Annotated in this window: 23 protein-coding genes; 10 read left to right on the forward strand and 13 right to left on the reverse strand. The window is 70.4% G+C overall.

Annotated elements, in window-relative coordinates; genetic code table 11:
• Positions 1-4 precede the first annotated feature (4 nt).
• Positions 5-304 carry a chorismate mutase gene (locus AUV07_RS15675; protein ID WP_025104206.1) on the reverse strand — a complete coding sequence of 100 codons (300 nt, stop codon included), beginning with the start codon at positions 302-304 and terminating at the stop codon, positions 5-7.
• Between the two features lie 62 nt (positions 305-366).
• On the opposite strand from AUV07_RS15675, the gene AUV07_RS15680 reads away from it, so the two are divergent.
• Positions 367-1587 (forward strand): AI-2E family transporter, encoded by a 1221-nt coding sequence (locus tag AUV07_RS15680; protein WP_062638003.1) that lies wholly within the window; start codon positions 367-369, stop codon positions 1585-1587.
• 156 nt (positions 1588-1743) lie between these two features.
• On the opposite strand, the gene AUV07_RS15685 is transcribed toward AUV07_RS15680, so the two are convergent.
• The 12 genes from AUV07_RS15685 to AUV07_RS15735 all read right to left on the reverse strand — a co-directional run bounded on the left by AUV07_RS15685 (position 1744) and on the right by AUV07_RS15735 (position 13565).
• Positions 1744-2661 (reverse strand): ABC transporter substrate-binding protein, encoded by a 918-nt coding sequence (locus AUV07_RS15685; RefSeq protein ID WP_062637568.1) that lies wholly within the window; start codon positions 2659-2661, stop codon positions 1744-1746.
• Positions 2662-2696: 35 nt separating this feature from the next.
• Positions 2697-3416 (reverse strand): ABC transporter permease, encoded by a 720-nt coding sequence (locus AUV07_RS15690; protein ID WP_062637570.1) that lies wholly within the window; start codon positions 3414-3416, stop codon positions 2697-2699.
• Entirely contained in the window at positions 3413-4105 is a 693-nt protein-coding gene (locus AUV07_RS15695; RefSeq protein ID WP_062637571.1) for an ABC transporter permease, read from the reverse strand. Before AUV07_RS15695 ends, AUV07_RS15690 begins: the two co-directional genes overlap by 4 nt.
• Positions 4102-4962, reverse strand: a complete 861-nt coding sequence (locus AUV07_RS15700; RefSeq protein WP_062637573.1) for an ABC transporter ATP-binding protein — start codon at positions 4960-4962, stop codon at positions 4102-4104. The genes AUV07_RS15695 and AUV07_RS15700 overlap by 4 nt, the downstream gene beginning before the upstream one ends.
• 53 nt (positions 4963-5015) lie before the next feature.
• Positions 5016-5318, reverse strand: coding sequence for a DUF427 domain-containing protein (locus AUV07_RS15705; protein WP_062637575.1), 303 nt, complete (start codon positions 5316-5318; stop codon positions 5016-5018).
• 135 nt (positions 5319-5453) lie between these two features.
• Positions 5454-6890: a dihydrolipoyl dehydrogenase family protein gene (locus AUV07_RS15710; protein WP_062637577.1), complete on the reverse strand. Its 1437-nt coding sequence runs from the start codon at positions 6888-6890 to the stop codon at positions 5454-5456.
• A gap of 44 nt (positions 6891-6934) precedes the next feature.
• Positions 6935-7219, reverse strand: coding sequence for a hypothetical protein (locus tag AUV07_RS18245; protein ID WP_082803004.1), 285 nt, complete (start codon positions 7217-7219; stop codon positions 6935-6937).
• Between the two features lie 294 nt (positions 7220-7513).
• Positions 7514-8089, reverse strand: coding sequence for a biotin transporter BioY (locus tag AUV07_RS15715; RefSeq protein ID WP_062637579.1), 576 nt, complete (start codon positions 8087-8089; stop codon positions 7514-7516).
• Positions 8090-8164: 75 nt separating this feature from the next.
• Positions 8165-9553: an MFS transporter gene (locus AUV07_RS15720; protein WP_062637581.1), complete on the reverse strand. Its 1389-nt coding sequence runs from the start codon at positions 9551-9553 to the stop codon at positions 8165-8167.
• A 68-nt stretch (positions 9554-9621) separates the two neighbouring features.
• A complete protein-coding gene (locus AUV07_RS15725) occupies positions 9622-10725 on the reverse strand; it encodes a lactonase family protein (RefSeq protein WP_062637583.1) in 1104 nt (367 codons plus the stop codon).
• A 5-nt stretch (positions 10726-10730) separates the two neighbouring features.
• On the reverse strand, positions 10731-12017 hold the full coding sequence (locus AUV07_RS15730; protein ID WP_062637585.1) for an adenylosuccinate synthase: 1287 nt from the start codon (positions 12015-12017) through the stop codon (positions 10731-10733).
• Positions 12018-12203: 186 nt separating this feature from the next.
• Entirely contained in the window at positions 12204-13565 is a 1362-nt protein-coding gene (locus AUV07_RS15735; protein WP_082803005.1) for an NAD(P)-binding domain-containing protein, read from the reverse strand.
• Positions 13566-13779: 214 nt separating this feature from the next.
• On the opposite strand from AUV07_RS15735, the gene AUV07_RS15740 reads away from it, so the two are divergent.
• The 9 genes from AUV07_RS15740 to AUV07_RS15780 all read left to right on the forward strand — a co-directional run bounded on the left by AUV07_RS15740 (position 13780) and on the right by AUV07_RS15780 (position 25006).
• Positions 13780-14712: a DMT family transporter gene (locus AUV07_RS15740; RefSeq protein WP_062638005.1), complete on the forward strand. Its 933-nt coding sequence runs from the start codon at positions 13780-13782 to the stop codon at positions 14710-14712.
• A 107-nt stretch (positions 14713-14819) separates the two neighbouring features.
• The gene (locus AUV07_RS15745) at positions 14820-15899 is read left to right on the forward strand and encodes an AAA family ATPase (RefSeq protein WP_197462164.1); all 1080 of its coding nucleotides are present in this window, start codon (positions 14820-14822) and stop codon (positions 15897-15899) included.
• Between the two features lie 31 nt (positions 15900-15930).
• On the forward strand, positions 15931-16818 hold the full coding sequence (locus AUV07_RS15750) for a DUF58 domain-containing protein (RefSeq protein WP_062637589.1): 888 nt from the start codon (positions 15931-15933) through the stop codon (positions 16816-16818).
• On the forward strand, positions 16805-17293 hold the full coding sequence (locus AUV07_RS15755; protein WP_062637591.1) for a hypothetical protein: 489 nt from the start codon (positions 16805-16807) through the stop codon (positions 17291-17293). Before AUV07_RS15750 ends, AUV07_RS15755 begins: the two co-directional genes overlap by 14 nt.
• On the forward strand, positions 17284-18270 hold the full coding sequence (locus AUV07_RS15760) for a VWA domain-containing protein (RefSeq protein WP_231868293.1): 987 nt from the start codon (positions 17284-17286) through the stop codon (positions 18268-18270). Before AUV07_RS15755 ends, AUV07_RS15760 begins: the two co-directional genes overlap by 10 nt.
• Positions 18267-19319, forward strand: a complete 1053-nt coding sequence (locus AUV07_RS15765; RefSeq protein WP_062637594.1) for a VWA domain-containing protein — start codon at positions 18267-18269, stop codon at positions 19317-19319. The genes AUV07_RS15760 and AUV07_RS15765 overlap by 4 nt, the downstream gene beginning before the upstream one ends.
• Before the next feature lie 215 nt (positions 19320-19534).
• Positions 19535-23038, forward strand: a complete 3504-nt coding sequence (locus AUV07_RS15770; RefSeq protein WP_062637596.1) for a PKD domain-containing protein — start codon at positions 19535-19537, stop codon at positions 23036-23038.
• 127 nt (positions 23039-23165) lie between these two features.
• Positions 23166-23909 carry a hypothetical protein gene (locus tag AUV07_RS15775; RefSeq protein WP_062637598.1) on the forward strand — a complete coding sequence of 248 codons (744 nt, stop codon included), beginning with the start codon at positions 23166-23168 and terminating at the stop codon, positions 23907-23909.
• A complete protein-coding gene (locus AUV07_RS15780) occupies positions 23903-25006 on the forward strand; it encodes a DUF4118 domain-containing protein (RefSeq protein WP_062637600.1) in 1104 nt (367 codons plus the stop codon). Before AUV07_RS15775 ends, AUV07_RS15780 begins: the two co-directional genes overlap by 7 nt.
• Positions 25007-25063 lie beyond the last annotated feature (57 nt).

Raw genomic sequence — 25063 nt, forward strand, 5'->3', positions numbered from 1 at the left:
GGGCTCAGCGCCCCTCGGCGGCCTCGGTGTGGTGGCGGATGACCTCGGCCACGACGAAGTTGAACCACTTCTCCGCGAACTCCGGGTCGAGGTGGGCGTCCTCCGCGAGCGCGCGGAGCCGGGCGACCTGCTGCTCCTCGCGGTTCGGGTCGGACGGCGGCATCGCGTGCTCGGCCTTGAGGTGCCCCACCTGCTGTGTGGCGCGGAACCGCTCCGCGAGCAGGAAGATCAGGGCCGCGTCGATGTTGTCGATGCTCGCACGCAGCCGGAGCAGTTCGGCCTTCGGATCCTCAGCGGCAGTCATGCCCCTACTCTAGAGCCGCGGATCACCCGGCCTCCGACGAGGGGCACCGCTATCGTGTGCTCATGAGCAACGACCAGTCGCCGGCCTCCGCTCCGCACGACGGCCAGGGCGGTCCCGCCCCGGACGCCGTCCCCGTCGACGCCGCGCTCGTCGGCGCCGCGGTGGAGGCGCCCGACGCCGCCGCGAAGCCATCCGTGCCCGTGGTGATCGAGCCGACCACGCCCAGCCGCTCGTTCTGGACGCGGATCGATCGGCCGTTCGTCTTCGGGTTCCTCGTGACTCTCGGCGGCCTCGGGGCGCTCGTGATCGGCCTCGCGCTGTCGAACCTCTCCACGGTCCTCATCTACATCGCCCTCGCCCTGTTCGGCGCCCTCGGCCTCGACCCGGCCGTCCGCTTCCTCGAGCGCCGCGGCCTCTCCCGCGCGCTCTCCGTCGTCGTGACGATCCTCGCCCTCATCGCCGTGGTCGCCCTCGTCCTCTGGATGATCGTGCCCATCGTCGTGGATCAGATCGCCGGGTTCGTGAAGTCGGTCCCCGGCATGATCCAGGACTTCACGAAGTCTGACCTCTACGCCACCCTCCACGACCAGTTCGGCGACCAGTTCCAGGACCTCGTGTCGGAGGTGCAGAAGTTCCTCTCCGACTTCGGCAACCTCGCGACGATCGGCGGCGGGGCGCTCCAGGTCGGCGCGTCCATCGCGAGCGGGATCTCGGGCGCGATCGTGGTGCTCGTGCTGACGCTGTACTTCCTCGCGACCCTCCCGGCCATGCGCCAGGGGATGCTGCGTCTGGTCCCGGCCCGCGACCGCGACCGCGCCGGCGACATCTCCCAGCAGATCACCGACTCCGTGGGCGGCTATGTGATGGGGATGGTCGTCCTCGCCTTCTGCAACGCGACCCTCGCCCTCATCCTCTACACCGTGCTGGGCCTGCCGTTCCCGCCGCTCATGGCCGCGATCGCCTTCTGCGTCACCCTCATCCCGCTCGTCGGCTCGGTGCTGTTCTGGATGATCGGCACCATCCTCGCGCTGTTCACGAACCCGATCGCCGCGCTGGTCTTCGCCGCCGTCTACCTCGTCTACATGCAGATCGAGGCGTACGTGCTCACCCCCCGGGTCATGAACAAGGCGGTGGCCGTGCCGGGCTCGCTCGTCGTCATTGGCGCCCTCGCCGGCGGCACGCTCCTCGGTCTGCTCGGCGCCCTCGTGGCCGTGCCCGTCACCGCCTCGATCCTCATCATCGTCAAGCAGGTGGTCGTGCCGAAGCAGGACTCCCGCACCTGACCCCCCGGGCACAACTTCGGAGATCCGGGGCGACACGCCGTGAGCCGGGGCTCCTCCGCGGAGTGTCGGGCGAGATCTCCGAAGCTGTGCACGCCGGCGGTCGAGAACGACGAAGCGCCCGACCCCTGAGGGCCGGGCGCTTCGCGGGGAGACGGCTCAGATGAGGTCGTTGTCCGTCAGCCACTGCTTCGCGATGTCCTCCGCCGACTTCTGGTCGACCGTGCTCTGCACGTTGAGGGCGACGAGCTCCTCGGCGGTCAGCTTGGCGCTGATGCCGTTGATGACGTCGGCGATCTCGTCGGCCACGTCGCTGGACGCGATCGGGACGACGTTCGAGGCCAGGATGATGTTCTCCGGGTCTTCCAGCGCCACGATGTCCTCGGTCTGGAATGCCGGGTCTGCCGAGTAGATGTCCGCGACCTGGATCTCACCGGCGAGCAGCGACTCCAGCGTCGTGGGACCGGTGGCCGAGAACGCCAGGTCGACGCCGTAGACCTCCTTGGCTGCGGCGGGACCGTACGGACGCTGCTCGAACTCCGGAGCCGCGCCGATCGTGACCGGGGTGGTGACGTCCGCGAGGTCCGCGATCGAGGTGAGGTCGTTCTCCTCGGCGAAGCTCTTGAGCACTGTGTAGGTGTCCTGGTCGGAGGCCTCGGCGTAGTCGAGCGCGGTGAGGCCGTCCGGGAGCGCGTCCTTCAGGGCCGCGTAGACGTCGTCCGGGCTGGTGGCGGTCGCATCCTTGTCCAGGTACTCGAGCAGGTTGCCCGTGTACTCCGGGAACAGGTCGATCGCCCCGGACTCGACGTCCGGCATGTAGGCGTCGCGCTGGCCGATGCTGAACTTCTCCTCGACCTCGAACCCGGCTGCGGTGAGTGCCTGAGAGTAGATCTCGGCGATGATCTCGTTGGAGTAGTACGCCTGGGAGCCGATGACGATGGTCTCGCCGCCGCCCGAGCCGGACTCCTCGGTCGGGGTGTCGAGGGGATTGCTGCTGGAGCACCCGGCCAGCACGAGCGCGGCGGTGAGCGCGACGCCGCCGGCAAGGGCGAAACGAGATGTGCGTGCGGTGAACATGGGACTTCCTCTTCTCTGGGGGACGATGCTGTGGGTCAGGCGGTCGCGACCGCGGGTGCGGTCGACCGAGTTCGGCGTCTTTGTGGACGCGTGCGCACGCCGCGGGGGACTGCGGCGTGCTGAGCGAGAGCGAGCAGGAGGTCGACGAGGAGCGCCAGCACCGCGACGAGGATCGCGCCACCGAGCACCTGATCGAAGCGGCGGAGGGGAAGGCCCTGGATGATCGGCCACCCCAGGCCGCCCAGATTCACGTAGGCCGCGATGGTGACGGTGGCGATGACCTGCAGCAGCGCCGAGCGGAGCCCGCCGATGAGCAGCGAGAGACCGAGCGGCACCTCCACCTTCCAGAACACCTGCCACTCGGTCATTCCCATGGCTCGGGCGGCATCGAGGACTCGGCGGTCGATCACCTCCAGCCCGGTGTAGGCGCCCGCGAGGAGCGATGGGATCGCCAGGAGGACGAACGTGATGACGGCGGCGACCGGTGTGCGGAGCACCCCGAGCAGCAGCACCAGAAGGATCAGGAGACCGAACGACGGAATGGCGCGCGCGGCACCGGAAATCGCTACGGCGACCTCGCGTCCGCGGCCTGTGTGCCCGATGAGCCACCCGAGCGGAACGGCGATGACCGCCGCGATCGCCACCGAGATCACGGTGTAGAAGATGTGCTGACCGAACAGCACCGGCAGCGCGTACGGGCCCGTCCAGCGGTCGGGTGAGAAGAGCCAGACGAAGGCGTCGGTGAAGAGGTTCATGCGGCCGATCCCATCGCCGCCGTACGACTCACGGCGGCCTTGGTCGCCGTCTTCGTCGCCGTGCGCGTCCACGGCATCAGGGCGCGCCCCGCCAGCACGAGAAGAAGATCGACGATCAGAGCGATCACGACGACGGCGACGACTCCGGCGAAGACCTCCTCGATGATGCGGCGCTGAAGGCCGTCGGTGAAGAGATAGCCGAGGTTCCGCACGCCGATCAGCACACCGACCGTCGCCAGCGAGATCGTGCTGACCGCGGTGACCCGGAGCCCGGCGAGGATGACCGGTCCGGCGAGCGGGAACTCCACTGCCCAGAACCGTCGGAAAGCGGCGAAGCCCGTCGCGGTCGCCGCCTGTCGCACGTCGTCGTCGACCGAGTCCAGGCCGTCGGCGACGGCCCGGACGAGGATCGCGATCGCATAGATCGTGAGGGCGACGATGAGGTTCGGTTCGTTGATCGCGGAGTAGCCGAGCACCGCGGGAAGGAGGATCAGCAGCGCGAGCGACGGGATCGTGTAGAGCAGGCCGGTCAGCGCGATGATCGGTCCCCGCACCAGCCGATAGCGCCATGCCACCCAGCCGAGAGGAAGGGAAAGGACGAACCCGAGCACGATCGGGATCACGCTCTGGCGCAGGTGCACCGCGGTGAGCTCGAGGATCAGCCCGAGGTTGTCGCCGACCCAGTTCACGGGGCCGCCTTCACCGTGTCGGCTCCGTCGACCACGCCCTCCGGCGCATCGACGATGGCCCCCTGGGTGCGGCCCTCGGAGTCGACGACCACGGTCCCCCGCGGGGTCTGCTTGAGGTGCAGCGCGCGGCGGCCGCGGTCGGCCCCGATGAACGAGGAGACGAAGTCGTCGGCCGGATTCTCGATGATCTCGCTCGGACTGCCCACCTGCACGATCCTTGCGCCCTTGTCGAGGATGACGACCTGGTCGCCGAGGAGGAAGGCCTCGTCGATGTCATGCGTGACGAACACGACCGTCTTGTCGAGCTCGTGCTGCAGCCGCAGGGTCTCCTGCTGGAGGTCGGCGCGGACGATGGGGTCGACCGCACCGAACGGCTCGTCCATGAGGAGGATGTTCGGATCGGCGGCGAGTCCGCGGGCCACCCCGACGCGCTGCTGCTGACCACCCGACAACTGACTCGGGTACCGGTCGGCGAGCGCCTGGTCGAGGCCGACGGTCGTGAGCAGCTCACGGGCCCGCTCATGCGCCTGCGTGCGCTTCACCCCGTTCAGCCGCAGCACGGTGGCCACGTTGTCGATGACGGTGAAGTGCGGCATGAGCCCGGAGTTCTGCATCACATAGCCGATGCGCCGGCGCAGGGCGACCGGGTCGCCCGAGAGCACGCTCTCCCCGTCGATCTCGACCTCCCCCGACGTCGGCTCCACCATGCGGTTGATCATCCGGAGCAGGGTGGTCTTCCCGCAGCCGGACGATCCGACGAACACGGTGGTCTTGCGGGAGGGCAGCACGAGGCTGAAGTCGTCGACGGCGAGCGTCCCGTCGGGGAAGCGCTTCGTGACGTTGCGGAACTCGATCATGAGGATGTCTCTCCGACGGTCATGCGGACGTGCGGTCGTGCGGTGGTGCGGGACTAGGCCGAGACCTCGACGCCCGGGGCGAAGGCGACGTAACCGGAGAAGTCCTTGCCGACGCGATCGAACGCCGACGGATACGGATGCGGATACGACCACGCGAGATCCTTGTGCAGCTCTCCGCCGACCTGGACGGAGTAGTACTGGCACTCGCCCTTCCACGGACACGTGTATGGGGTGGGGCTCTCGACGAGGACGTCCGGCGCGACGGATGCCGGCGGGAAGTACCAGTTCCCCTCGATGCGGATGAGGTCGTCCTGGTCGGCCTCGGCGATGACGTTTCCTGCGAGTACAGCCTTCATGGTCCTGCCTCCTCGGATGTGGGTTCGAGCGTATAAGACGGGTGCGACATCCGGCACCGGGTGGCGCGCGGGGTCGTCAATCTGGGACACAATGCGCGTTCTGTTCGTCACGCGACCCGAATCGGATTGCCCGGATCAGGCCGAGTCGCGGCCGTAGCCCTCCAGCAGCCGCAGCCAGATCTCGCTGATCGTGGGGTAGGAGGGCACGGCGTGCCAGAGTCGGGCGATTGGGACCTCGCCGACGATCGCGATGGTCGCGGCCTGCACGAGCTCGGCGACCTCGGGGCCGACGAACGTCGCACCGATCACGACGTCGCGGTCGGTGTCGACGACCAGGCGCGCCTGCCCGGCGAACCCGTCCTCGTACAGGCTCGCGCCCGCCACCCACCCGAGGTCGTAGTCGACGACGCGGACGGCGGTGCCGGCGTCCTTCGCCGCCGCCTCGGTAAGGCCGACGGACCCGACCTCCGGGATCGAGAAGGTGACCTGGGGCACCGCGGCGTGGTCGGCCGTGGCGACGTGACGGCCCCAGGGTGCGTCGTCCACCGCGTCGCCCTTCGCCCGTGCGACGATGACGTCGCCCGCGGCGCGCGCCTGGTACTTGCCCTGGTGGGTCAGCAGCACGCGGCCGTTGACGTCGCCGACGGCGTAGAGCCAGTCATGCCCGGGGACGCGGAGGGTGTCGTCCGTCTCGATCCAGCGGCCCGGCTCGAGCCCGACCGCCTCGAGCCCGATGTCGGCGCTGCGGGGAGAGCGTCCGGTCGCGACGAGCACCTCCGCCGCGGTCACCGTCTCGCCGTTGTCGAGGGTGATCGTGACCCGCTCACCGTCGCGGTGCACCGCCGTCGTGCCGGTGTCGGTGCGGACGTCCACGCCGAGCTCACGCAGGCCGTCGGCCACCCGCTCTCCGGCGAAGGGCTCCATCCCGCCCAGCAGCCCGCTGCGCGCGAGCAGCGTCACCGACGAGCCGAGCGCGGCGTACGCGGTGGCCATCTCGACCGCGACCACGCCCCCGCCGATGACCGCGAGACTGTCGGGCAGCTCCTCGGCGCTGGTCGCCTCGCGGCTCGTCCAGGGCGAGGCCTCCCGCAGACCCTCGATCGGCGGGATGACCGCATCCGAACCGGTGCTGATGGCGACCGCGTGACGCGCGCGCAGCACCCGGGTGCCGCCGTCCTGGTCGCTCACCGTCACCTCGCGCTCGCCGGTCAGCCGGCCGTGCCCCCGGGCGAGGTCGATGTGGGCGGATTCCAGCCACTTCACCTGCCCGTCGTCGGACCAGTTGCTCGTGAAGGAGTCGCGACGCTCGAACACCGCGCGCACGTCGAGGGACCCGGTCACGGCCTGCGCGGCGCCGGCGACGTGCTGCGCGGCACGGAGCGCCTGGGCCGAGCGGAGCAGCGCCTTCGACGGCATGCACGCCCAGTACGAGCACTCTCCGCCGACGAGCTCGCTCTCCACGATGATCGCGGTGAGACCGCCCTGCACGGCACGGTCCGCCACGTTCTCCCCGACCGGACCACCGCCCAGCACGATGAGGTCGTATTCGTCGGTCTTGTCGGCAGCAGTCATGCTCGCCCCTCTCGTGGCCGCGGCGGTCCGTGGCCCAGTCTCGCTCATGAGGAACGTCGAGTCACGGGTGAGTTGTTCCCGTCCGCCGATATGCCCGTCCTTCCCGAGTTCGGTTCGGGGTCCCGAAGTTCCGGTGCACGACCCGGGGACAGATGCACGACGTCCCTTCCTCCGACGTTCCGGGTTCCGACGTTCCGGATTCCGACGTTCCGGGTTCCGACGTTCCGGGTTCCGACGTTCCGGATTCCGACGTTCCGGATGCACGACCTGAGGACGGCCGCACGACTCGGATGGGACGATCCGCCGGCAGCCGTGCCCCGGTCGTGCATCCGAAACCTGAACGACCGGGACTGCCCGGACCAGCCCGGGGGGTGGTTCGATCCCAGCCGAGTCGTTCTTCGTGGTCCCGTCAGAGAGGTCCCGTCAGAGAGGTCGGGTCAGAAGGGTCGGGTCCGACGTTCCGGATGCACGACCCGAGGACGGCCGCACGATCGGGACGGGGCGACTCGCCGGCAGACGTGTCCTGGTCGTGCATTCGAACCAGGACGGACGGAGTCGAACGGGACGGACGGAGTCGACGGGACGGACGGAGTCGAACGGGACCGGCCGGGACGGCCCGGGGGTCAGGCGACGGAGGGGACGGGGCGGGGGTCGGCGAAGGCCCGGGGATAGGCGCGACGGAGGGCCACGACGATGAGGGTCGCCGCGGTCACCTTGATGAGGTCGCCCGGGAGGAAGGCCAGGGTCGAGAGGGCCGTGAGGTCGAGGGGAACGCCGGTGACCAGTGCCTGGACGGGGATGCCGAAGGCGTAGACGACGAGCACACCGCCGACGAAGGCCGCGACCGCGGTACGCCACCAGGTCAGGCGGCCGGTGCGCATGAGGAGTCCGATGACGACGACGCCCGCGATCCAGCCGAGCAGGTACCCGGCCGTGGGGCCGACGAAGACCCCGAGACCTCCGCGCCCACCCGCGAGCACCGGAAGGCCGACCGCCGCGAGCACGAGGACGAGGGCGACCGACCACGGAGCGACCCGCGGGCCGAGGACGAGACCGGCCAGCATGACGGCGAGCGTCTGTCCGGTGATGGGCACCCCGCCGGGCAGCGGGACGACGACCGTGCCGAGCACGATGATGAGCGCGGCGAAGACGGCGACGCGGCCGAGGGTCGCGGAGGTGTCGCGAGGGGTGGATGCCATCGGGTGTTCCTTCCTGAACGGTGTTCACCTGAACACCGTTCACCAGGGTAGAGGTGCCCGCGCAGCCCGCGCAAATCACTCCGCACCGGGCGCCACGCTCCTCGTCCGCGGGGCGAGGACGGCCGCCACCGCACCGATCGCCGCGGCGAGCGCGAAGACTCCCGCGAACGCATCCACTCCGGCAACGGCCCCGAGCGCGACGAAGAGCGAGCCCGTGACGGCGAGGGCGAGCGCGCTTCCGAAGGAGTCGGCCACGGTCATCGCCCCGCTGTTGAACCCCTGTTCCGCCGGGGAGGACATCGCGAGGACGAGCGCACTGGATCGCGGGCTCATCAACCCCATGCCCGCACCCGCGACGACCCAGGCGAGGGCGGCGAGCAGCGGGGTGGCCTGCGTGATCGTGATCACCAGGATCAGCGCGATCCCGATGACCACGAAGACCGTCCCCACCCGCACCGCGGTCACGCTCGACAGGCGCTCACCCAGCCGCCCCTGGACGGTCGCCGCCGCCGACCAGGCGAGCGCACCCCCGGTCAGCGCGAGCCCGGCGAGGGTCGGCGACAGCAGGTACCGATCGGTGAGCAGGTACGGCAGGTAGATCTGCGCCCCGAAGAACGCCGCCGCCCCCAGACCGCGCACCAGGATCACCGACGGCAGGCCCCGGCGGGCGACGAGCGCGCCCCGCGGAAGGAGCGGGCGCACCGCCCCGATCGCGACCACCACCGCGGCTGCCGACAGGAACGGCCCGGCGATTGGGACCTCGCCCACGAGGTCGAGGGCGAGCACGGCGGAGGCGGCGAGCACCGACCACCCCAGCCGCCCGAGGGCCCACGGCGTGGTGGCGCCTCCGCTGTGCGCGAGGCCGCGGAGGGCCGGGACGACCATCAGCAGCGCGAGCACGACGAGCACCACGACCCCGAGGAAGACCCAGTGCCAGCTCCACACCTCCGTGACCGCACCCGCGATCGTCGGACCGATCAGCGAGGGGATGACCCACGCGGCGGCGAACCCCGCGAAGATCGCCGGATGCAGGGACGTCGGGTACACCCGGGCGACCACGACGTAGAGAGCCACCATGAGTCCGCCGTTGCCGAGCCCCTGCGCGAAGCGTCCCGCGACGAGGACCTCCATGCTCGGCGCGAGCCCCGCGACGAGCAGTCCCGCGGTGAACAGGACGACGGACGCGTACAGGGGCACCACGGGACCCCGCCGATCGGACCAGTTGCCGGCGACCACCATGCCGATCACGCTCGTCGCGAGCGGGCCGGCGAAGGCCAGCGCGTACAGGCGCTCACCGTCGAGGTCGGCGCTGACCGCCGGCATCACCGTGGTGACGGCCAGCGATTCGAAGGCGCCGAGGAACACGAGGGCGCACGCGCCGATCGTGATCCAGACGTACTCGCCGCCGAGGATGCGGGGCGGGGCGGTCGCGGACGGCGCGGCGGGCCCGGTCTCGGTCGTCATGAGGACGACGCTAGAACCTCAAGAATGGTTGAGGTCAAGTCCCGGATGGACGCGGGTCCGGCACGGAGTCAGCGGAGCGGGAGGATGCTCGTCGGCGCGGGAGCCTGCGCCTCGTGCCGGACTCCGAGCGGTGCTCCCGTCCGCTCATCGAGGTCGAGCAGCGTGACGGTGTCGGAGCGCTGACCGGCGACGAGGAGTTTGCCCTGGTAGACGAGGTGGTGTCGCGGCCAGTCGACTCCGGAGTCGGCGAGCGCGACCGGTTCCAGAGCCTCGCCGCTGCCGCGCACCCGCAGCGCCGCGATGGTGTTGCTGCCGCGGAGGGCTGTATAGAGGAACTGGCCGTCCTTCGAGCGGGTGAGCTCGGCAGGGAAGTCCACGCCGACCTGCGCGATGGGGCTGGCCGGAGCCGAGGAGACGACGCCCCAGGTGCCGTCGGCGGCGGACACGAGCGTGAAGACCTCGCAGGAGTACTCGGTCACGACGTGCAGGTGACCACTCGGATGCACGACCATGTGGCGCGGACCGGTGCCGCGCGGAAGCACGACCTCCTGGTCGAGGACGAGCCCGGGGCCCTGCAGGCGCCAGAACCGGACGAGATCGAAGCCGAGGTCGGTCGTCGCCACGCGGCCGTCCGGCAGGAAGGCGGCGGCGTGCGCGTGAGATACGCGGCCCGCGTCGCCATACGGGTCGACCGCCGCGCTGCCGTCCCCGGCGGGCGTGGCCGGAGCCGCATCCGGATCGCCCTCACCGAAGAGGGCGGCGCGCAGGGCTGCCGCCGCGTCCTCCTTCGCCGGCACGAGACGACCATCCGCGGCGAGCGCGAAGCGGACGACCCGCCCGTCGCCGTAGCAGCTGGCGACGAGCGTCTGGCCGTTCGGCGACACCGCGAGATGACAGACACCGTCCCCCGTCGGCACCGGATCGCCGAGCGGCGTCAGCGCCAGCTCCCCGGTGCGCGCGAACGCCTGCACGGCGGCATCGCCCTCCAACGCCGCGTACACGACGTCGAGGGACGGATGCGCCGCGAGCCACGACGGCGACGGCGTCTGCGTCACGGGTCCGCGGTAGGCGAGCGTCGTGGCCTCACGGCCCTCGTCGCCTGCCAGCACGCCGATCCCCTCGGCGGAGCCCTCCATCGCCGGGCCGTAGCCCCCGAGCCAGAACCGCGTCATGCCGGTCAGTCGAGCAGGTCGTGGCGCACGATCACCTGATCGCGCTCCGGACCGACGCCGATCACCGAGATGCGCGTGTTGCTCATCTCCTCCAGCGCGAGCACGTAGTCCTGCGCCGTCTGCGGAAGGTCCTCGAAGGTGCGCGCGGTCGAGATGTCCTCGCTCCACCCGGGGAAGTACTCCAGGATCGGCTTCGCGTGGTGGAAGTCGGTCTGGTTCACCGGCACCTCGTCGAACCGCTCCCCGTCCACGTCGTAGGCCACGCACACCGGGATCTTCTCGAGCCCGGTGAGGATGTCGAGCTTCGTGAGCACGAGGTCGGTGATGCCGTTGATGCGCGTGGCGTACCGGGTGATGGGGGCGTCGTACCAGCCCACGCGGCGCGGACGCCCGGTCGTGGTGCCGAACTCGAAGCCCTGCTTGCGCAGCCACTCGCCCTGCTCGTCGAACAGCTCGGTCGGGAACGGACCGGAGCCGACGCGGGTCGTGTAGGCCTTGACGATGCCCACGATGCGGTCGAGGGCGCCGGGGCCGACCCCGGAGCCGGTCGAGGCGCCGCCGGCCGTGGCCGAGGACGAGGTGACGAACGGGTAGGTGCCGTGGTCGATGTCGAGCATCGTGGCCTGGCCGCCCTCGAACACGACGACCTCGCCGCGGCTCAGGGCCTGGTCGATGAGGTAGCCGGTGTCGGCGACCATCGGGCGCAGACGCTCGGCGTAGGAGAGCAGGTCGTCGACGATCTCATCGCACGTGACGGCGCGGCGGTTGAAGACCTTCACCAGGAGGTGGTTCTTCTGGTCGAGGGCGCCCTCGACCTTCTGGCGCAGGATGTTCTCGTCGAAGAGGTCCTGCACGCGGATGCCGACGCGGTTGATCTTGTCGGCGTAGGCCGGACCGATGCCGCGGCCGGTGGTGCCGATGTTGCGCTTGCCGAGGAAGCGCTCGGTGACCTTGTCGAGCGTGCGGTGGTACTGGGTGATGATGTGCGCGTTGGCGCTGACCTTGAGCCGCGAGACGTCGATGCCGCGGGCGGACAGGGCCTCCAGCTCGGAGAAGAGCACCTCGAGATCGATGACCACGCCGTTGCCGATGACCGGATTCACGCCGGGCGACAGGATGCCGGAGGGCAGCAGGTGCAGGGCGTACTTCTCGTCGCCCACGACGACGGTGTGCCCGGCGTTGTTGCCGCCGTTGAACTTCACCACCCAGTCGGTGCGCTCACCGAGCAGATCGGTGGCCTTGCCCTTTCCTTCGTCGCCCCACTGCACGCCGACGATAACGATTCCTGGCATGGGTAACCCCTTGGCTTTCGCCGGGTTTGCACCGGCCGATGAGCTGGCCCTCTTCGGGCGCTCCCATCCTATCGGCAGGCCTCGGACAGCCCCCGAGAGGGCCGTGACCCACCCCTTCCCGTGCGCCCCACCCCCTTGCGAACGTACGAAAAGGGGTGGGACGGCCGGAAGGGGGTGGGTCGGCGATCAGACGAGGAGCGCGTCGGCCTCGAGGTAGCGCTCGAGGGAGTCGTCGAGCTCGTCCAGCCACGAGGTATGGTGTGCGGCGGCGAGCGTCCCGGTCATGACCGAGGGGTACACGCGGTCGCGGTAGCCCATGATGTCGGCCTTCTTGTCGTGCTTCCAGGCGAGGAAGATCTCCACGACGCGATCGAGGTCGAACTCCGGATAGTCGGTGCACTCCAGCAGGTCGCGGATGTAGTCCGCCTGGAAGCGGATCTCCGTCGCCGCCGAGTCGATCTCCGCGAACCGCTTCCGCCACGTGGCGATGGACGCGGCACGCTCACCCTCGTCGGGCAGGGCGATGCGGCCGAGGATGACGTCGCGCACGAACCACGCCTGCGCGTCGAACATGTTGAACGTGAACCACTGGTCCTGCGCGCCGAGGTAGGCCAGGCGCGGGTTGCCCTGCCACAGCACGCCCCGGTACAGCCCGTCCGGGTAGACGTTGTTCGGCGAGGACAGGGCGAGCTCCGCGGGCAGGAACGGGTACTTGTGCAGGTAGCCGGTGCAGAGGATGACCGCGTCGACCTCCTTCGAGGTGCCGTCGGCGAAGTGCACGGTACGGCCCTCGAAGCGCTCGACGCACGGGCGCTCCTCGAAGCCCTCCGGCCAGTCGTAGCCCATCGGCGCGGTCCGGTAGCTCGCGGTGACCGAGCGGGCGCCCATCTTGAAGGCCTGGCTGCCGATGTCCTCCGCCGAGTAGCTCGACCCGATCACGAGCACGTCCCGCCCGGCGAGGGCCTCCGCGCCCCGAAAGTCGTGCGCGTGGGCGACGGAACCCGGGAAGGTCTCGATGCCGTCGAAGTGCGGCACGTTCGGGAAGGAGAAGTGCCCGCTGGCCACGACGACCCGGTCGAACTCCTCCGTGGTCGTGCGCCCGGTGGGCAGGTGCTCGCTGGTAAGACGGAACACCTCGCGGTCCTCGTCGAACTCCACCCAGCGCACCGCGGTCTCGAAGCGGATGAGGTCGCGCACCTGCGTCTTCGCGAGGCGCCCGGCGATGTAGTCCCACAGCACCGGACGCGGCGGGTACGACGAGATCGGCCGTCCGAAGTGCTCGTCGAAGGTGTAGTCGGCGAACTCCAGGGCCTCCTTCGGGCCGTTCGACCACAGGTTGCGGTACATGCTGGAGTGCACGGGCTCGCCGTACTCGTCCAGCCCGGTGCGCCAGGTGTAGTTCCACTGGCCGCCCCAGTCGGCCTGCTTCTCGAAGCAGACCAGTTCGGGGATCTCCGCCCCCGCACGGGCTGCGGATTCGAAGGCCCGCAGCTGCGCCATCCCCGAGGGGCCGGCGCCGATGATCGCTACTCGTTCACTGTTCGTCACGTATCGTCCTCAAACTCTTCCGTCATGTATCGGGCGCAGCCGTATCCGGGAGAGGAGGACAGTTCTTCCCCGGTGGGAGCGGAACGCTCGACCTGCCCGGACAGTGGCTGCTCTTCGACGTTAGCAGCGCCCCGCGGCGACGCTGGCGGGAATGCGACGACGGCTGTCGCTTCCGCGCATCGCCGATGTCGGCGGCCGGTGCCAGGATCGGACGGTGCGACAGGACATCAGGGCATCGGAGCGACTTGACCCGCAGGGCTCGCCGGCGCGATCGCGCGGCGCCCTGGTCCTGCTCGCGGCAGCGGTGACGGTGGTGCTCTGGGCCTCGGCCTTCATCGGGATCCGTGGCGCAGGGCCGCACTACGACCCCGGGGCCTTGGCGCTGCTGCGCATGGCCGTGGGCACCCTCGTGCTGACGATCATCGCGTTGCGGCACGGCATCCGGCTCCCGGAGCGCCGCCACTGGCTGATGATCGCCGCGTGGGGAGTCGGATGGTTCTGCATCTACAACCTGGCTCTCAACAGTGCCGAACGGACCCTCGACGCCGGGACGGCCGCGATGGTCGTGAACCTGGCGCCGCTCATGGTCGTCGTCTTCAGCGGTCTCTTCCTCCGGGAGGGATTCCCCCGCCCCCTCGTGATCGGCGCCCCCATCGCCTTCCTCGGGGTGGTCCTCATCGGCATGAACTCCACCAGCAGCACCGGCCCCGACCTCACGGGCCTCCTGCTGGCCCTTCTCGCCGCGGTCATGTACGCCGGGTGCACCCTGCTGCAGAAACACCTGCTCACCTCGGGGGTCGACGCCACCACGCTGACCTGGCTCGGGGCGGCCGCCGGCACGATCGCCCTGCTTCCCTGGCTCGGCGCGTTGATCGCCGACGTGCAGACGGCGCCCCTCGACGCGACGCTGTGGGTGGTCTACCTCGGCATCTTCCCCACCGCCATCGCCTTCACCACCTGGGCGTACGTGCTGCAGCGCAGCACCGCGGGGAAGACCTCCGCGACGACATACGTGGTCCCAGCCCTCGCGATCCTGCTGTCGTGGCTGATCCTCGGGGAGGTGCCCACCCCGCTCATGTTCGTGGGCGGCGCGCTGTGCCTGCTCGGCGTGCTCATCACGCGCATGCGCGGGCGGCGCTCGCGCTGAGCGCGCCCCCCGCGCGGGTCGAGGTCGGTCCGCGCGGATGCGATTACGCTGGTCGGCGGAGGGGCGCGCCGTGCGGGCCCGCGTGTGACCGAGGGAGACGAAGACCGATGACCGACGCCGACGCGCAGACCCCGCCGACGATCTCCGCGCCCCCGCCGCCGCCCGCGTCCGCCGCGCCGATCGCCGCCGCGGCCCCCGCCGCCGCTCCGACCGACGCCGAGATGACGCGAGCCCGCGCCGTGCTGCAGACGATCTCGGACGCGTACTCCGCGAAGATGGTGGGCCAGGAGCGCCTGCGCACCAGCCTGCTCGTGGCGCTCATCGCCGGCGGCCACATCCTCCTGGAGAGCGTGCCCGGCCTCGCCAAGACCACCGCCGCCAGCACGCTCGCGGACACCGTGAAGGCGAAGTTCAAGCGCATCCAGTGCACGCCCGACCTCCTGCCGAGCGACATCACGGGCAACCAGATCTACGACGCCGCGACGGGCAGCTTCCGGACGGTCCTCGGTCCCGTGCACGCGAACTTCGTGCTGCTCGACGAGATCAACCGCTCCAGCGCCAAGACCCAGAGCGCCATGCTCGAGGCGATGCAGGAGCACCAGACCACCATCGGGGGCGAGATCCACCCGCTGCCGAAGCCGTTCCTCGTGATCGCGACGCAGAACCCCATCGAGCAGGAGGGCACCTACGAGCTGCCCGAGGCGCAGATGGACCGGTTCCTCCTCAAGGAGATCGTGGAGTACCCGAGCCCCGCGGAGGAGTTCGAGATCCTCAGCCGCATCGACTCGGGCGTGCTCGACCCCGACCGTCACGTGCACAGCGCCGTCACGCTCGACGACGTGCACCTGCTGCAGGACGTCGCGAGCCGCATCTACGTCGACCCCGCGATCCGCAACTACATCGTGTCGATCGCGTACGTGACCCGGAACCCCGCGCCCTACATCGGGGAGGAGCGCGCCCGCTTCATCAAGTACGGCGCGAGCCCTCGGGCCAGCATCGCGTTCCTCCAGGCCTCCCGCGCCCTCGCCCTCCTCAGCGGCCGGACCCACGTCCTCCCCGAGGACATCCGCGCCCTGCGCCACCTCGTCCTGCGCCACCGCGTGCTGCTGACGTTCGAGGCCGACGCCGAGGGCATCCGCAGCGAGGAGATCATCGACCAGATCTTCGCCGCCGTGCCCACCCCCTGACCCGCCGACACGTTCAGGGATCCCGCGCCCGATGCCCAGCCTCATCACGCAGGTGAAGAGCAAGCTCTTCATCCACTCGAACCGCAAGTCGCTGCACGCGCTCGACGGCGCCTACGCGTCGTTGCTGCACGGGCGGAGCCTCGACTTCGAGGACCTGCGCAAGTACGAGTACGGCGACCAGGTGCGCGACATCGACTGGCGCGCGACCGCCCGCCTCGGCACACCGTTGGTCAAGCGGTCGCGGGCCACGCGCATGCACACGGTGATGTTCGTCGTCGACACGGGACGCTCGATGACCGCTCTCGCCGCGGACGAGCGCTCGAAGAAGGACCTGGCGATCCTGGCGACCGGAGCCCTCGGGGTGCTGACGCTCAGGCACGGCGACGACTTCACGGTCGTCTACGGCGACGCCTCCCGCGTCCGCCGTCTGGCCCCGGGGCGCAGCGAGGGCGCCCTCGAACACGCGCTGCGGACGATCGACCGCGCGGTCGACGACGCGGCGGCCCCCAGCGATCGCGACGCCCTGCTGTCCTTCGTCACGCGGACGATCGCGCGGCGCATGATCGTCGTCGTGCTCACCGACGAGGCCCCGGTCACCACCGAGACCGAGCGCCTGCTGCGCCGCCTGCGTGTGCAGCACGACGTGCTCTGGCTCACCCTGCGCGACGCCGAACCGGTGCTCGACCACCGTTCCGCCCGGCTGCGCGCCGACGTCGACAGCCTCTGGGAGGTCCCCGATTTCATCCAGGGCGACCGCACGATCGTGAACGAGCTCGGTGCGCAGCGTGCGGCCGACGCCGCCCGGCTCGCCGACCTGCTCACGCGGATGGAGATCAGCCACGCCGCGCTCGACGGTCAGGACGACGCCGTTCCCCAGCTGCTGCACCTGCTGAACCGGAGGTCCGATGCCCGGTTCTGACGAGCTCTACCCGCCCGCGCAGTACGGGTGGGGATGGATGCTGCTCGCGCTCGGCATCCTGGCCCTGCTGATCGTCGGCACGTGGCTGCTGTTCCGGCTCACGCGCCCCCGCACCGCCGCCTCCGGAGCGGCCGCGGATGCGGGGCAGCCGTCCACGCTCGACGTGCTGTCCGCCCTGCGCTCGGAGTACCTCGACCGCATCGACCGCGTCGAGCACGACTACCGGGACCGCCGTCTCTCCGCGCGGCAGGCGAACCTGGAATTGAGCCGCGTCGTGCGCACGTTCGTCAACGAGTACAGCGGTCTGGAAGCACCGGTGCTCGCCCTCGACGACCTCGTCTCCCGCGGCGTGCACCCGGCGCTCATCGACGCGATGGGCCGCCACTACTATCCGAGCATCTTCCGGCAGGGACCCGCCATCGATCCGGTCGCCGGCGCCGAAGCCGCCAGGACGGTGGTGCGCGCGTGGCACTAGCGAACGTCTGGATGCTGGTCCTCGCCGCGGCGGTCGTCGTCGCCGCGGTGGCGATCGGTCTCGCCGTCGGCCTGCGCCGTCACCGGGACCGGCGCGCGGCGGAAACCGCTCGCGTGGCCAGGGCGGAGCGGCTGCGAGCGCTGCCGTCCTTCCGCCAGGCGCTGTCCCGTCGCGCCGTCGCCCTGACGGGTCTGCTCGCCCTCGGTGCGGGGGCCGCGCTGGTCGCCGGCGTCGTGGCCGCGCGTCCGATGTCCGCCCAGACGATCCAACCCGTCGACACGAGCCGCGACATCATGCTCTGCCTGGACGTGTCGGGGTCGATGTCGGAGGTCGACGTCGAGGTGCTCTCCGTGTTCGACGAGCTGCTCGACGGCTTCGAGGGCGAGCGCATCGGCCTGACGATCTTCAACAGCTCTCCCGTGCAGATCTTCCCCCTCACCGACGACTACGACTTCATCCGCGAGCACCTCGCGAGCATGATGTCGAGCTTCGACTACGTGGACGAGATTCCGGAGCACTGGCTGGGCACGCTCAACGGCGACGGCGCCTCGCTCATCGGCGACGGACTCGCGGCTTGCACCATGGGCTTCGATCACCCGGACGACGACCGGTCGCGGTCGGTGATCTTCGCGACGGACAACGAGATCAACGGCGCCTCGATCGTGACGCTCGATGAGGCCGCGGCGTATGCGGCCTCGAAGGACGTGCGGGTGTTCGCGATCAACCCGGTCGAGGGCAAGGACGCCGACGTCAGCGCCGAGCTGGCCGCCGCCGCCGAGGCCACGGGAGGCGCCGCCTACGGGCTCCGCGACACGACCACGGTCGCGGACATCATCGACGAGGTTCAGAAGCAGGAGGCCACGGCACTGCGCGGCGAGGCGCAGGTGGTCTGGACGGACACCCCGAACCTGTGGATCGCCGTCCTGTCGGTCCTCGCGCTCGGCTTCGTCGTGCTGGTCTGGAGGGTGCGCCTGTGATCTTCCAGCCCGTGCTCCCCGTGTTCCTCATCCTGCTGCTGTGCGCCGGTGTCGCCGGCGTGGCCGTCTGGATGCTCGTGCGCGCTCCGCGTGCCGGGGGCGAGGTCGTGACCGACCGACGTGCTCTCGCCGTGCATCGGTCCCTCTGGGCGCTGCGCCTCGTGATGGTGCTCGCTTGCGCCGTGATGCTGCTGCGGCCGGGGCTCCCCGGAGGCTCCACGCAGACCCTGGCGACCGACACCGACATCGTGCTCGTCGTCGACACCACCGCGAGCATCGTCGCCGAGGACTGGGACGACGGCGCCCCCCGGCTCGACGGTGTGCGCGCCGACGTCCGTGCGCTCGTGGAGGAGTACCCCGGCGCCCGCTTCGCCCTCGTCACCTCGGATGCGGCCGCCGAGCTGCGGATCCCGCTGACCACCGACACCACGGCCCTGCTCGGCTCCCTCGACGTGCTGCGCCCCGAGGTCACGAGCCAGTCGCGCGGCAGTTCGATCGGCGTGGCCGCTCCGCTGCTGAGCGAGACCCTCGCGTCCGCGGCGGAGTCATCGCCGGACCGTTCGCGCATGGTCTTCTGCTGCGGCGACGGCGAGCAGACCACGGGCTCCGCCCCGGAGTCCTTCGCCGACAGCGCGCGCTACACCGACGCCGGAGCCGTCTTCGGATACGGGACGGCGGAGGGCGGACCCATGCGCGTGACGACGGGCGGCCTCGATCAGAGCGACTCCGAGTACATCCAGTACCAGGGTGCGGATGCGCTGTCCGTCATCGACGAGGGGAACCTCGAGACGATCGCCGGGCAGCTGGGCGTCGGATACGAGCACCGGGAGGCGGGGGTGGCTCCCTCCCTCCCCGCCGCACCGTCGAGCACCACCGCCTACGCCGACGCCGGCGAGGTGGGGAGCGTGATCGAGCTGTACTGGGTCGCCGCGCTGGTCGTCCTCGCCGCGCTCGGCGTGGAGCTCACGCGCGCGACGATCCTGGTCGCCCGGCTCCGCGGGCTGCGGGCTCCCCGCTCGGCACGGCCCGCTCCACTCGACACCCCCTGACAGGCCCCGAGACCCCGTGGATCCGTGCGGGTACGGCGTGTACTCCGCGTCCGGTGATGGTATTGTGTTACCCGCCGGAGGCTTCTATGCCTTCGGCGGGGGTTCGTCGGAACGAACCGCCGCGGTCCGAGAATCTCTGGGGGAGCTCTCGCGGTCGATCGTCCGACGATGACGTGCCGACGTGGGGTCGGCTATCGAATGACTGGGGAACACACATGGGGAACAGTGCTGTCTGGAAGCGCGCACGCACGGGCGTGGCCGGGCTGATCGTGGGGGTGATGGTCACAGCGGGGCTGGTCGCCCTCGGCGGCGGTGCCGCCGCCGCGGCCGACGATCAGGGCGGACTGCCTCCGCTGCTGCAGCGGGATGAGAACGTCGTGACATCCGATCCGATCCCGACCGTGCAGATCGACAACGGGTACGTCTGGGCGCAGACGACGATCGGCTCGACCGTGTACGCGGTCGGCAAGTTCGACAACGCCCGGGAGCCGAAGGCGGCACCGGGGACCGCGCTGACGGCGCGCGCGAACGTGCTCGCCTACGACATCGACACGGGCGCGCTCCTGCCGTTCGCTCCGCAGGTCAACGGCGTGATCAAGGCCGTCGCCGCTTCGCCCGACGGCACCCGCATCTACATCGGCGGCTCCTTCAACAAGGTGAACGGCAAGGACCGCTGGAACATCGCCGCGATCGACGCGAAGACCGGCGAGCTCGTCCCGGGCTTCGTGCCTTCCATCGGCGGATCCGGCGTCTACGCGCTGGCGACCTCGGGCACGACGGTCTACGCGGGCGGCCTGTTCACCCAGGCCAACGGCACGCCGCGGAAGAACCTGGCCGCCTTCGACACGACGAACGGCGCGCTCCGTCCGTGGGCTCCGCAGACCGACCTGCAGGTCGATGCCATGGTCATGGACCCGGCGGGCAACGACACGATCGTGGGCGGACGCTTCTCCCAGGTCAACGGCAACACCGAGATGCGCGGCAGCGCCTCCGTCGACAAGACCACCGGAGCGCTGAACACCGAGTGGGAGCTGGCGAAGACGGTCAAGAACGGCGCCGGCTCCGGCATCTACGCCGGCAAGGCAGGGACGTTCGGTCTCGCAGCCGATGCCACCGGGGTGTACGGCACCGGGTGGGGCTTCGCCGACGCCGCGACGGGTAGCCTCGAGGGCACCTTCGCCGCCGAGGCCGGCACCGGAAAGGTCCGCTGGATCGCGGACTGCATCGGCGACCACTACGGCGTCTACTCCACCGGCAAGGTCGTCTACACGACGAGCCACACCCACACCTGCGAGACGCTGGGTCTGCACCCCGAGCAAGCGCCGCGCGTGCACAGGTACTCCGAGGCGTACACCGCCGACGCCCGCGGCACGCTGGCCCCGCAGCCCGGCGCCCCGGGCCGCAAGGACTGGGGCGGAAGCCCCGCGCCGTCGCCGTATGCCTGGTCTCCCGACTGGGCGGTCGGCGTGACGACCGGTCTGGGTCAGGCCGGTCTCTCCATCACCGGCACGGGGAACATGATCTCCGTCGGCGGCGAGTTCCGCTCGGTCAACAACGGTCGATTCGAGGGCCTCGTGCGCTTCTCGACGACTCCGCCCGGTGGTGCGAAGGACGGCCCCCGCCTCTCCGGAGACAAGTGGACGCCGACGGCGACTTCGCTCGCCTCGGGCGCCGTGAAGGTCTCGATCCCGGCCAACTGGGATCGAGACGACCTGACGCTCACCTACGAGCTCCGCCGGGCCGGTTCGCCCGCTCCGCTGCTCACCACGAAGGTGGACTCCACGTGGTGGAACCTGCCCGCCGTCACCTTCGAAGACACGACAGCCCCGGCCGGCTCGCAGCAGACCTACACGTTCACGGCGACGGACGGCGACGGCAACACGGTCACGAGTGCATCGGCGACCGTCACGGCGGCGGGAACGACTCCGCCGTACTCCGCGGCCATCCTCGCCGACGAGCCCCAGCTGTACTATCCGCTGGGAACCGTCGCCCAGGACGTCGCGGGCACGAACAGCCCGATCTTCCGGGCCGGAACGAAGCCGCAGTCGTCGGGAGTCCCGCAGGGGCTCGCGGGGGCCACGGCGCTCGACGGCACCGAGACGGGACGTGTCGACACCACCACCAAGATGCGGGCGCCGGAGTCGTACTCGGCCGAGATGTGGTTCCAGACGTCGACGACCAGCGGCGGGCTGCTCTTCGACTTCGAGAGCTCCGCCGCGGGCTTCTCGAGGAACCATGATCGGAACGTCTACCTGTCGAACGACGGCCGCCTCAACTTCGGGGTCTACGACGGCAGCACGAAGGTCATCACGACCAAGGCCGCCTACAACGACAACCGGTGGCACCACGTCGTCGCCTCCGTGAGTCCCGAAGGGATGAAGCTCTTCGTCGACGGGGAACTGAACGATCAGATCACCGGAGTGACCAAGGGGCAGGACTACGAGGGCTTCTGGAAGATCGGCAGAGGGAAGCTCGCCAACTGGCCGAACACCCCGAACTCGCTCTCGCTGACGGGCGCCGTCGACGAGTTCGCCGTGTACCCGTACGGGCTGAGCGCCGCACAGGTCAAGACGCACTATTGGGTGGGCAAGGGCTCCACGGCCCCGGTCGCCGCGTTCACCGCAACGGCCACCGGCCTCGATGTCGCGTTCGACGCGAGCACGTCCGTGCCCCCGGGGTCCACCACGATCTCGGACTATCGCTGGGACTTCGGCGACGGTTCGACGGGCACCGGCAAGACGCCGACGCACACGTACGCGAAGCCCGGCACGTACCCGGTCAAGCTCACGGTCACCGACAGTCAGAACCTCGTGGGATCGGTCACGAAGCCGGTGGTGGTTCAGGGCGCGAACGCGCTGCCCACCGCCTCGTTCACGCTCTCGGTGTCGGGACTGACAGTATCGGCGGACGCCTCGGCGTCGACGGACGCCGACGGCACCGTCCGCAGCTACCGCTGGGACTGGGGTGACGGCACGACCGGCGAAGGCGCGTCGGCGACGCACACGTACGCGACGGCCGGCACGCGGACGGTCACCCTCACCGTGACGGACGACGTCGGGGGCTCGGCGACGACCACCCGGGAAGCCGTGGTGGCGGAGCCCGCGCCGCTCGCGAGCGACGAGTTCGACCGCACGGCCGGTCCCGGCTGGGGCGAAGCCCTCGCCGGCGGCGCCTGGAAGATCACCGGCGGATCCGCCGCGGCGGCCAGCGTCGCCGACGGCTCGGGGCAGCTGAAGCTGGCCGCGGGAAACACCCGCCACGCGACGCTGAACGCCCCGTCGGTGCCGAACCCGACGCTGGAGACGACCTTCCGCGTGGATCAGCCGTCGAGCACGGGAGGCTCCTACATCGGGGTCATCGCCCGGGACTCGTCCGCCGGTCGGTACCTCGTGCGCGCGTGGCTCCGCCCGGACGGCACGGTCTGGCTCGTGGCCCACCGCGACGGCACCGTCCTCGCGACCCGGGCTCTGAGCGGCGTCGCGGTCACGCCGGGCACCGCGTACACGCTCAAGGTCGCCGTGACGGGGACGGACAAGACCTCCCTCGTCGCGAAGCTCTGGGCGGCCGATACCGCGGAGCCCGCCGACTGGCAGCTGCGGGCGACCGACGCCGCCCCGCTGCCAGCGGGTGGCGTGGGCCTGAGCGGCAGCCGCTCGGCGAGCGCGACCGCACCGCTCGGCGTGTCCTTCGACACGTTCCGCGTCAGGGCGGCGGAGTAACCGGACCGCCCACGCACGGACGCCGGCCTCGATCGCCTCGGGGCCGGCGTCCGTCGTCTGGAGCCTCCCGTCCACTGGCCGCGGATAGGATGTTCAGACGCGACGACAGGGGAGGAGGTGCGTCGTGATGCCTGCCCGGGACGAGGCCGCCACAGACCTCCTCCGCTCGAACCGCCGTCGCCGGCTCATCCGCCGCTGGGTCGCGATCGGGACGATCCCGCTCACCCTCGCCGCGCTGCTCTTCGTCGGCAAACTGCTCAGCATGTACGCGTTCGCCCATCAGGCCATCACCGCTTACGTCGTCGACGACTTCGCGGGTTCCGAGTCCTCGGCGCGAGGACAGGACGTCCTGAACTGGTTCGAGCCGTTCAAGGCGCCGTACAACATCGGCACCGCACTGGCCGGGGCCGATGAACTCCCCGCCTCCCGCGCAGAACTGGAGCGTGCCCTGGGTCTCGCCAGCGGGCTCGAGGTCTGCCCGGTCCGGATCAACCTCGCCCTCGTGGTCGAGCGGATGGGCGATGCCGCCAGGGCCGAGGGCGACGGTGCCGGGGCGACCGCCCTCTACGGCGAGGCGCTGACGATCACCGTCGAGACCCCGGAGGAGTGCCACAGCGAGGAGGCGCAGCAGCAGTCTCCCGATCCCGAGCGCGACATGACGGACACCCTCGACAGCACCGAGGACCGCCTCAAGCAGAAACAGCAGGAGCAGGAACAGCAGCCCCAGGACGAGCAGGAACAGCAGGAGGAGCCGCAGCCGTCGGAGGACAAGCTTCAGGATCTCCAGGACAAGCTCGAGCAGGGGACGCAGGAACGCGATCAGCAGCAGGGCGATGAGCCCGGCGGCACCGGGGCGGACAAGCCATGGTGAACGATCACGAGCGACAGCGCGCCCGGTATGTGGGCGGCACCGAGGGCGCCCCGCCGGTCCCGCCACCCGGGGGCTATCGCGGCGCCCGGCGGCAGCAGCAGGTCGGTCCCACGCCGCCCGCCCTCTCCCCGCTGCCGCCCGAGGAGAAGAAGCCCTCGGCGAATGCCCTGGGCTGGATCGCGCTGGTCGCCGCGACCCTCTTCGTCCTGATCCTGTTCGGCACGCTCGTGGTCGGCGGCACCGACCTGCTGTACGGCGTGACGATGATCACGCTGCAACTCGTGGTGCTGGGAGTGATCGTGGCCGCGCTCTTCACCCCTGGTGGACGGCGTCTCGGGATCATCGCGCTCGTCCTCACCATCCTGTTCAACGTCGCAACGGTCGGGGCGCTCAGCGCACTGCGCACCTCGGCGTCGGGCAACTACGAAGGCGTGAAGACCGCGGAGCAGCGGCATGCGGAGGCCTACCCCGGGATCAAGGGCACGGCCCCGCAGGAAGCGCTCACCCAGCAGTCCATGGAGGAGGTCCGCGCCGAGGCCGACGCTCTCTTCGCCGACATCCGCGAGCGGCTCACCGCGGACTTCGGGTTCACCTGGGTCCAGGTCGGCGAGGAAGACGTGCGACCGGAGCGGAACGGCTACGGCGGCGAGTCGATGCTGTCGGAGTACACGTCGGCGGCCTGGGCGACCGAGCAGCCCGTGCAGGGCTACCCGCGCAAGCTCGAGGTGATGGCCGCGATCGACGAGGTGGTGGCGGAGCACGGCCTGTGGAACCTGTACTCGTTCAACGACCCCGCGGGCTCCGGCATCGACCCGTCCATGATCGCCAAGCTCTACGGCAGCGACGACCCGCGCACGCAGACGACGTGGGAGTACTACACGGAGAACTACCCCGACCCCTTGCGCTTCTACGCGAACATCTACGACCTGTCGAACGACGCCGACGGCGGCTTCCGCACCTCGCGGGAGGCACAGAGTGCGCGCACCGGAGAGCCGATCGAGGGGCTCCAGCTCGTCGTCATCGCCGGCAAGGTGCTGAGCGAGGCCGACCGCGCGGAGTTCGAGGAGCGGCTGCAGGAGTACCCCGGCTTCGAGTGATCACCCGCACCGAGCACCTCGATCGGGCCGATCCCTGGCGTTCTCCCGGGCGCTGAT

The sequence above is a fragment of the Microbacterium sp. CH1 genome, from assembly GCF_001595495.1.
GTDB lineage: Bacteria > Actinomycetota > Actinomycetes > Actinomycetales > Microbacteriaceae > Microbacterium.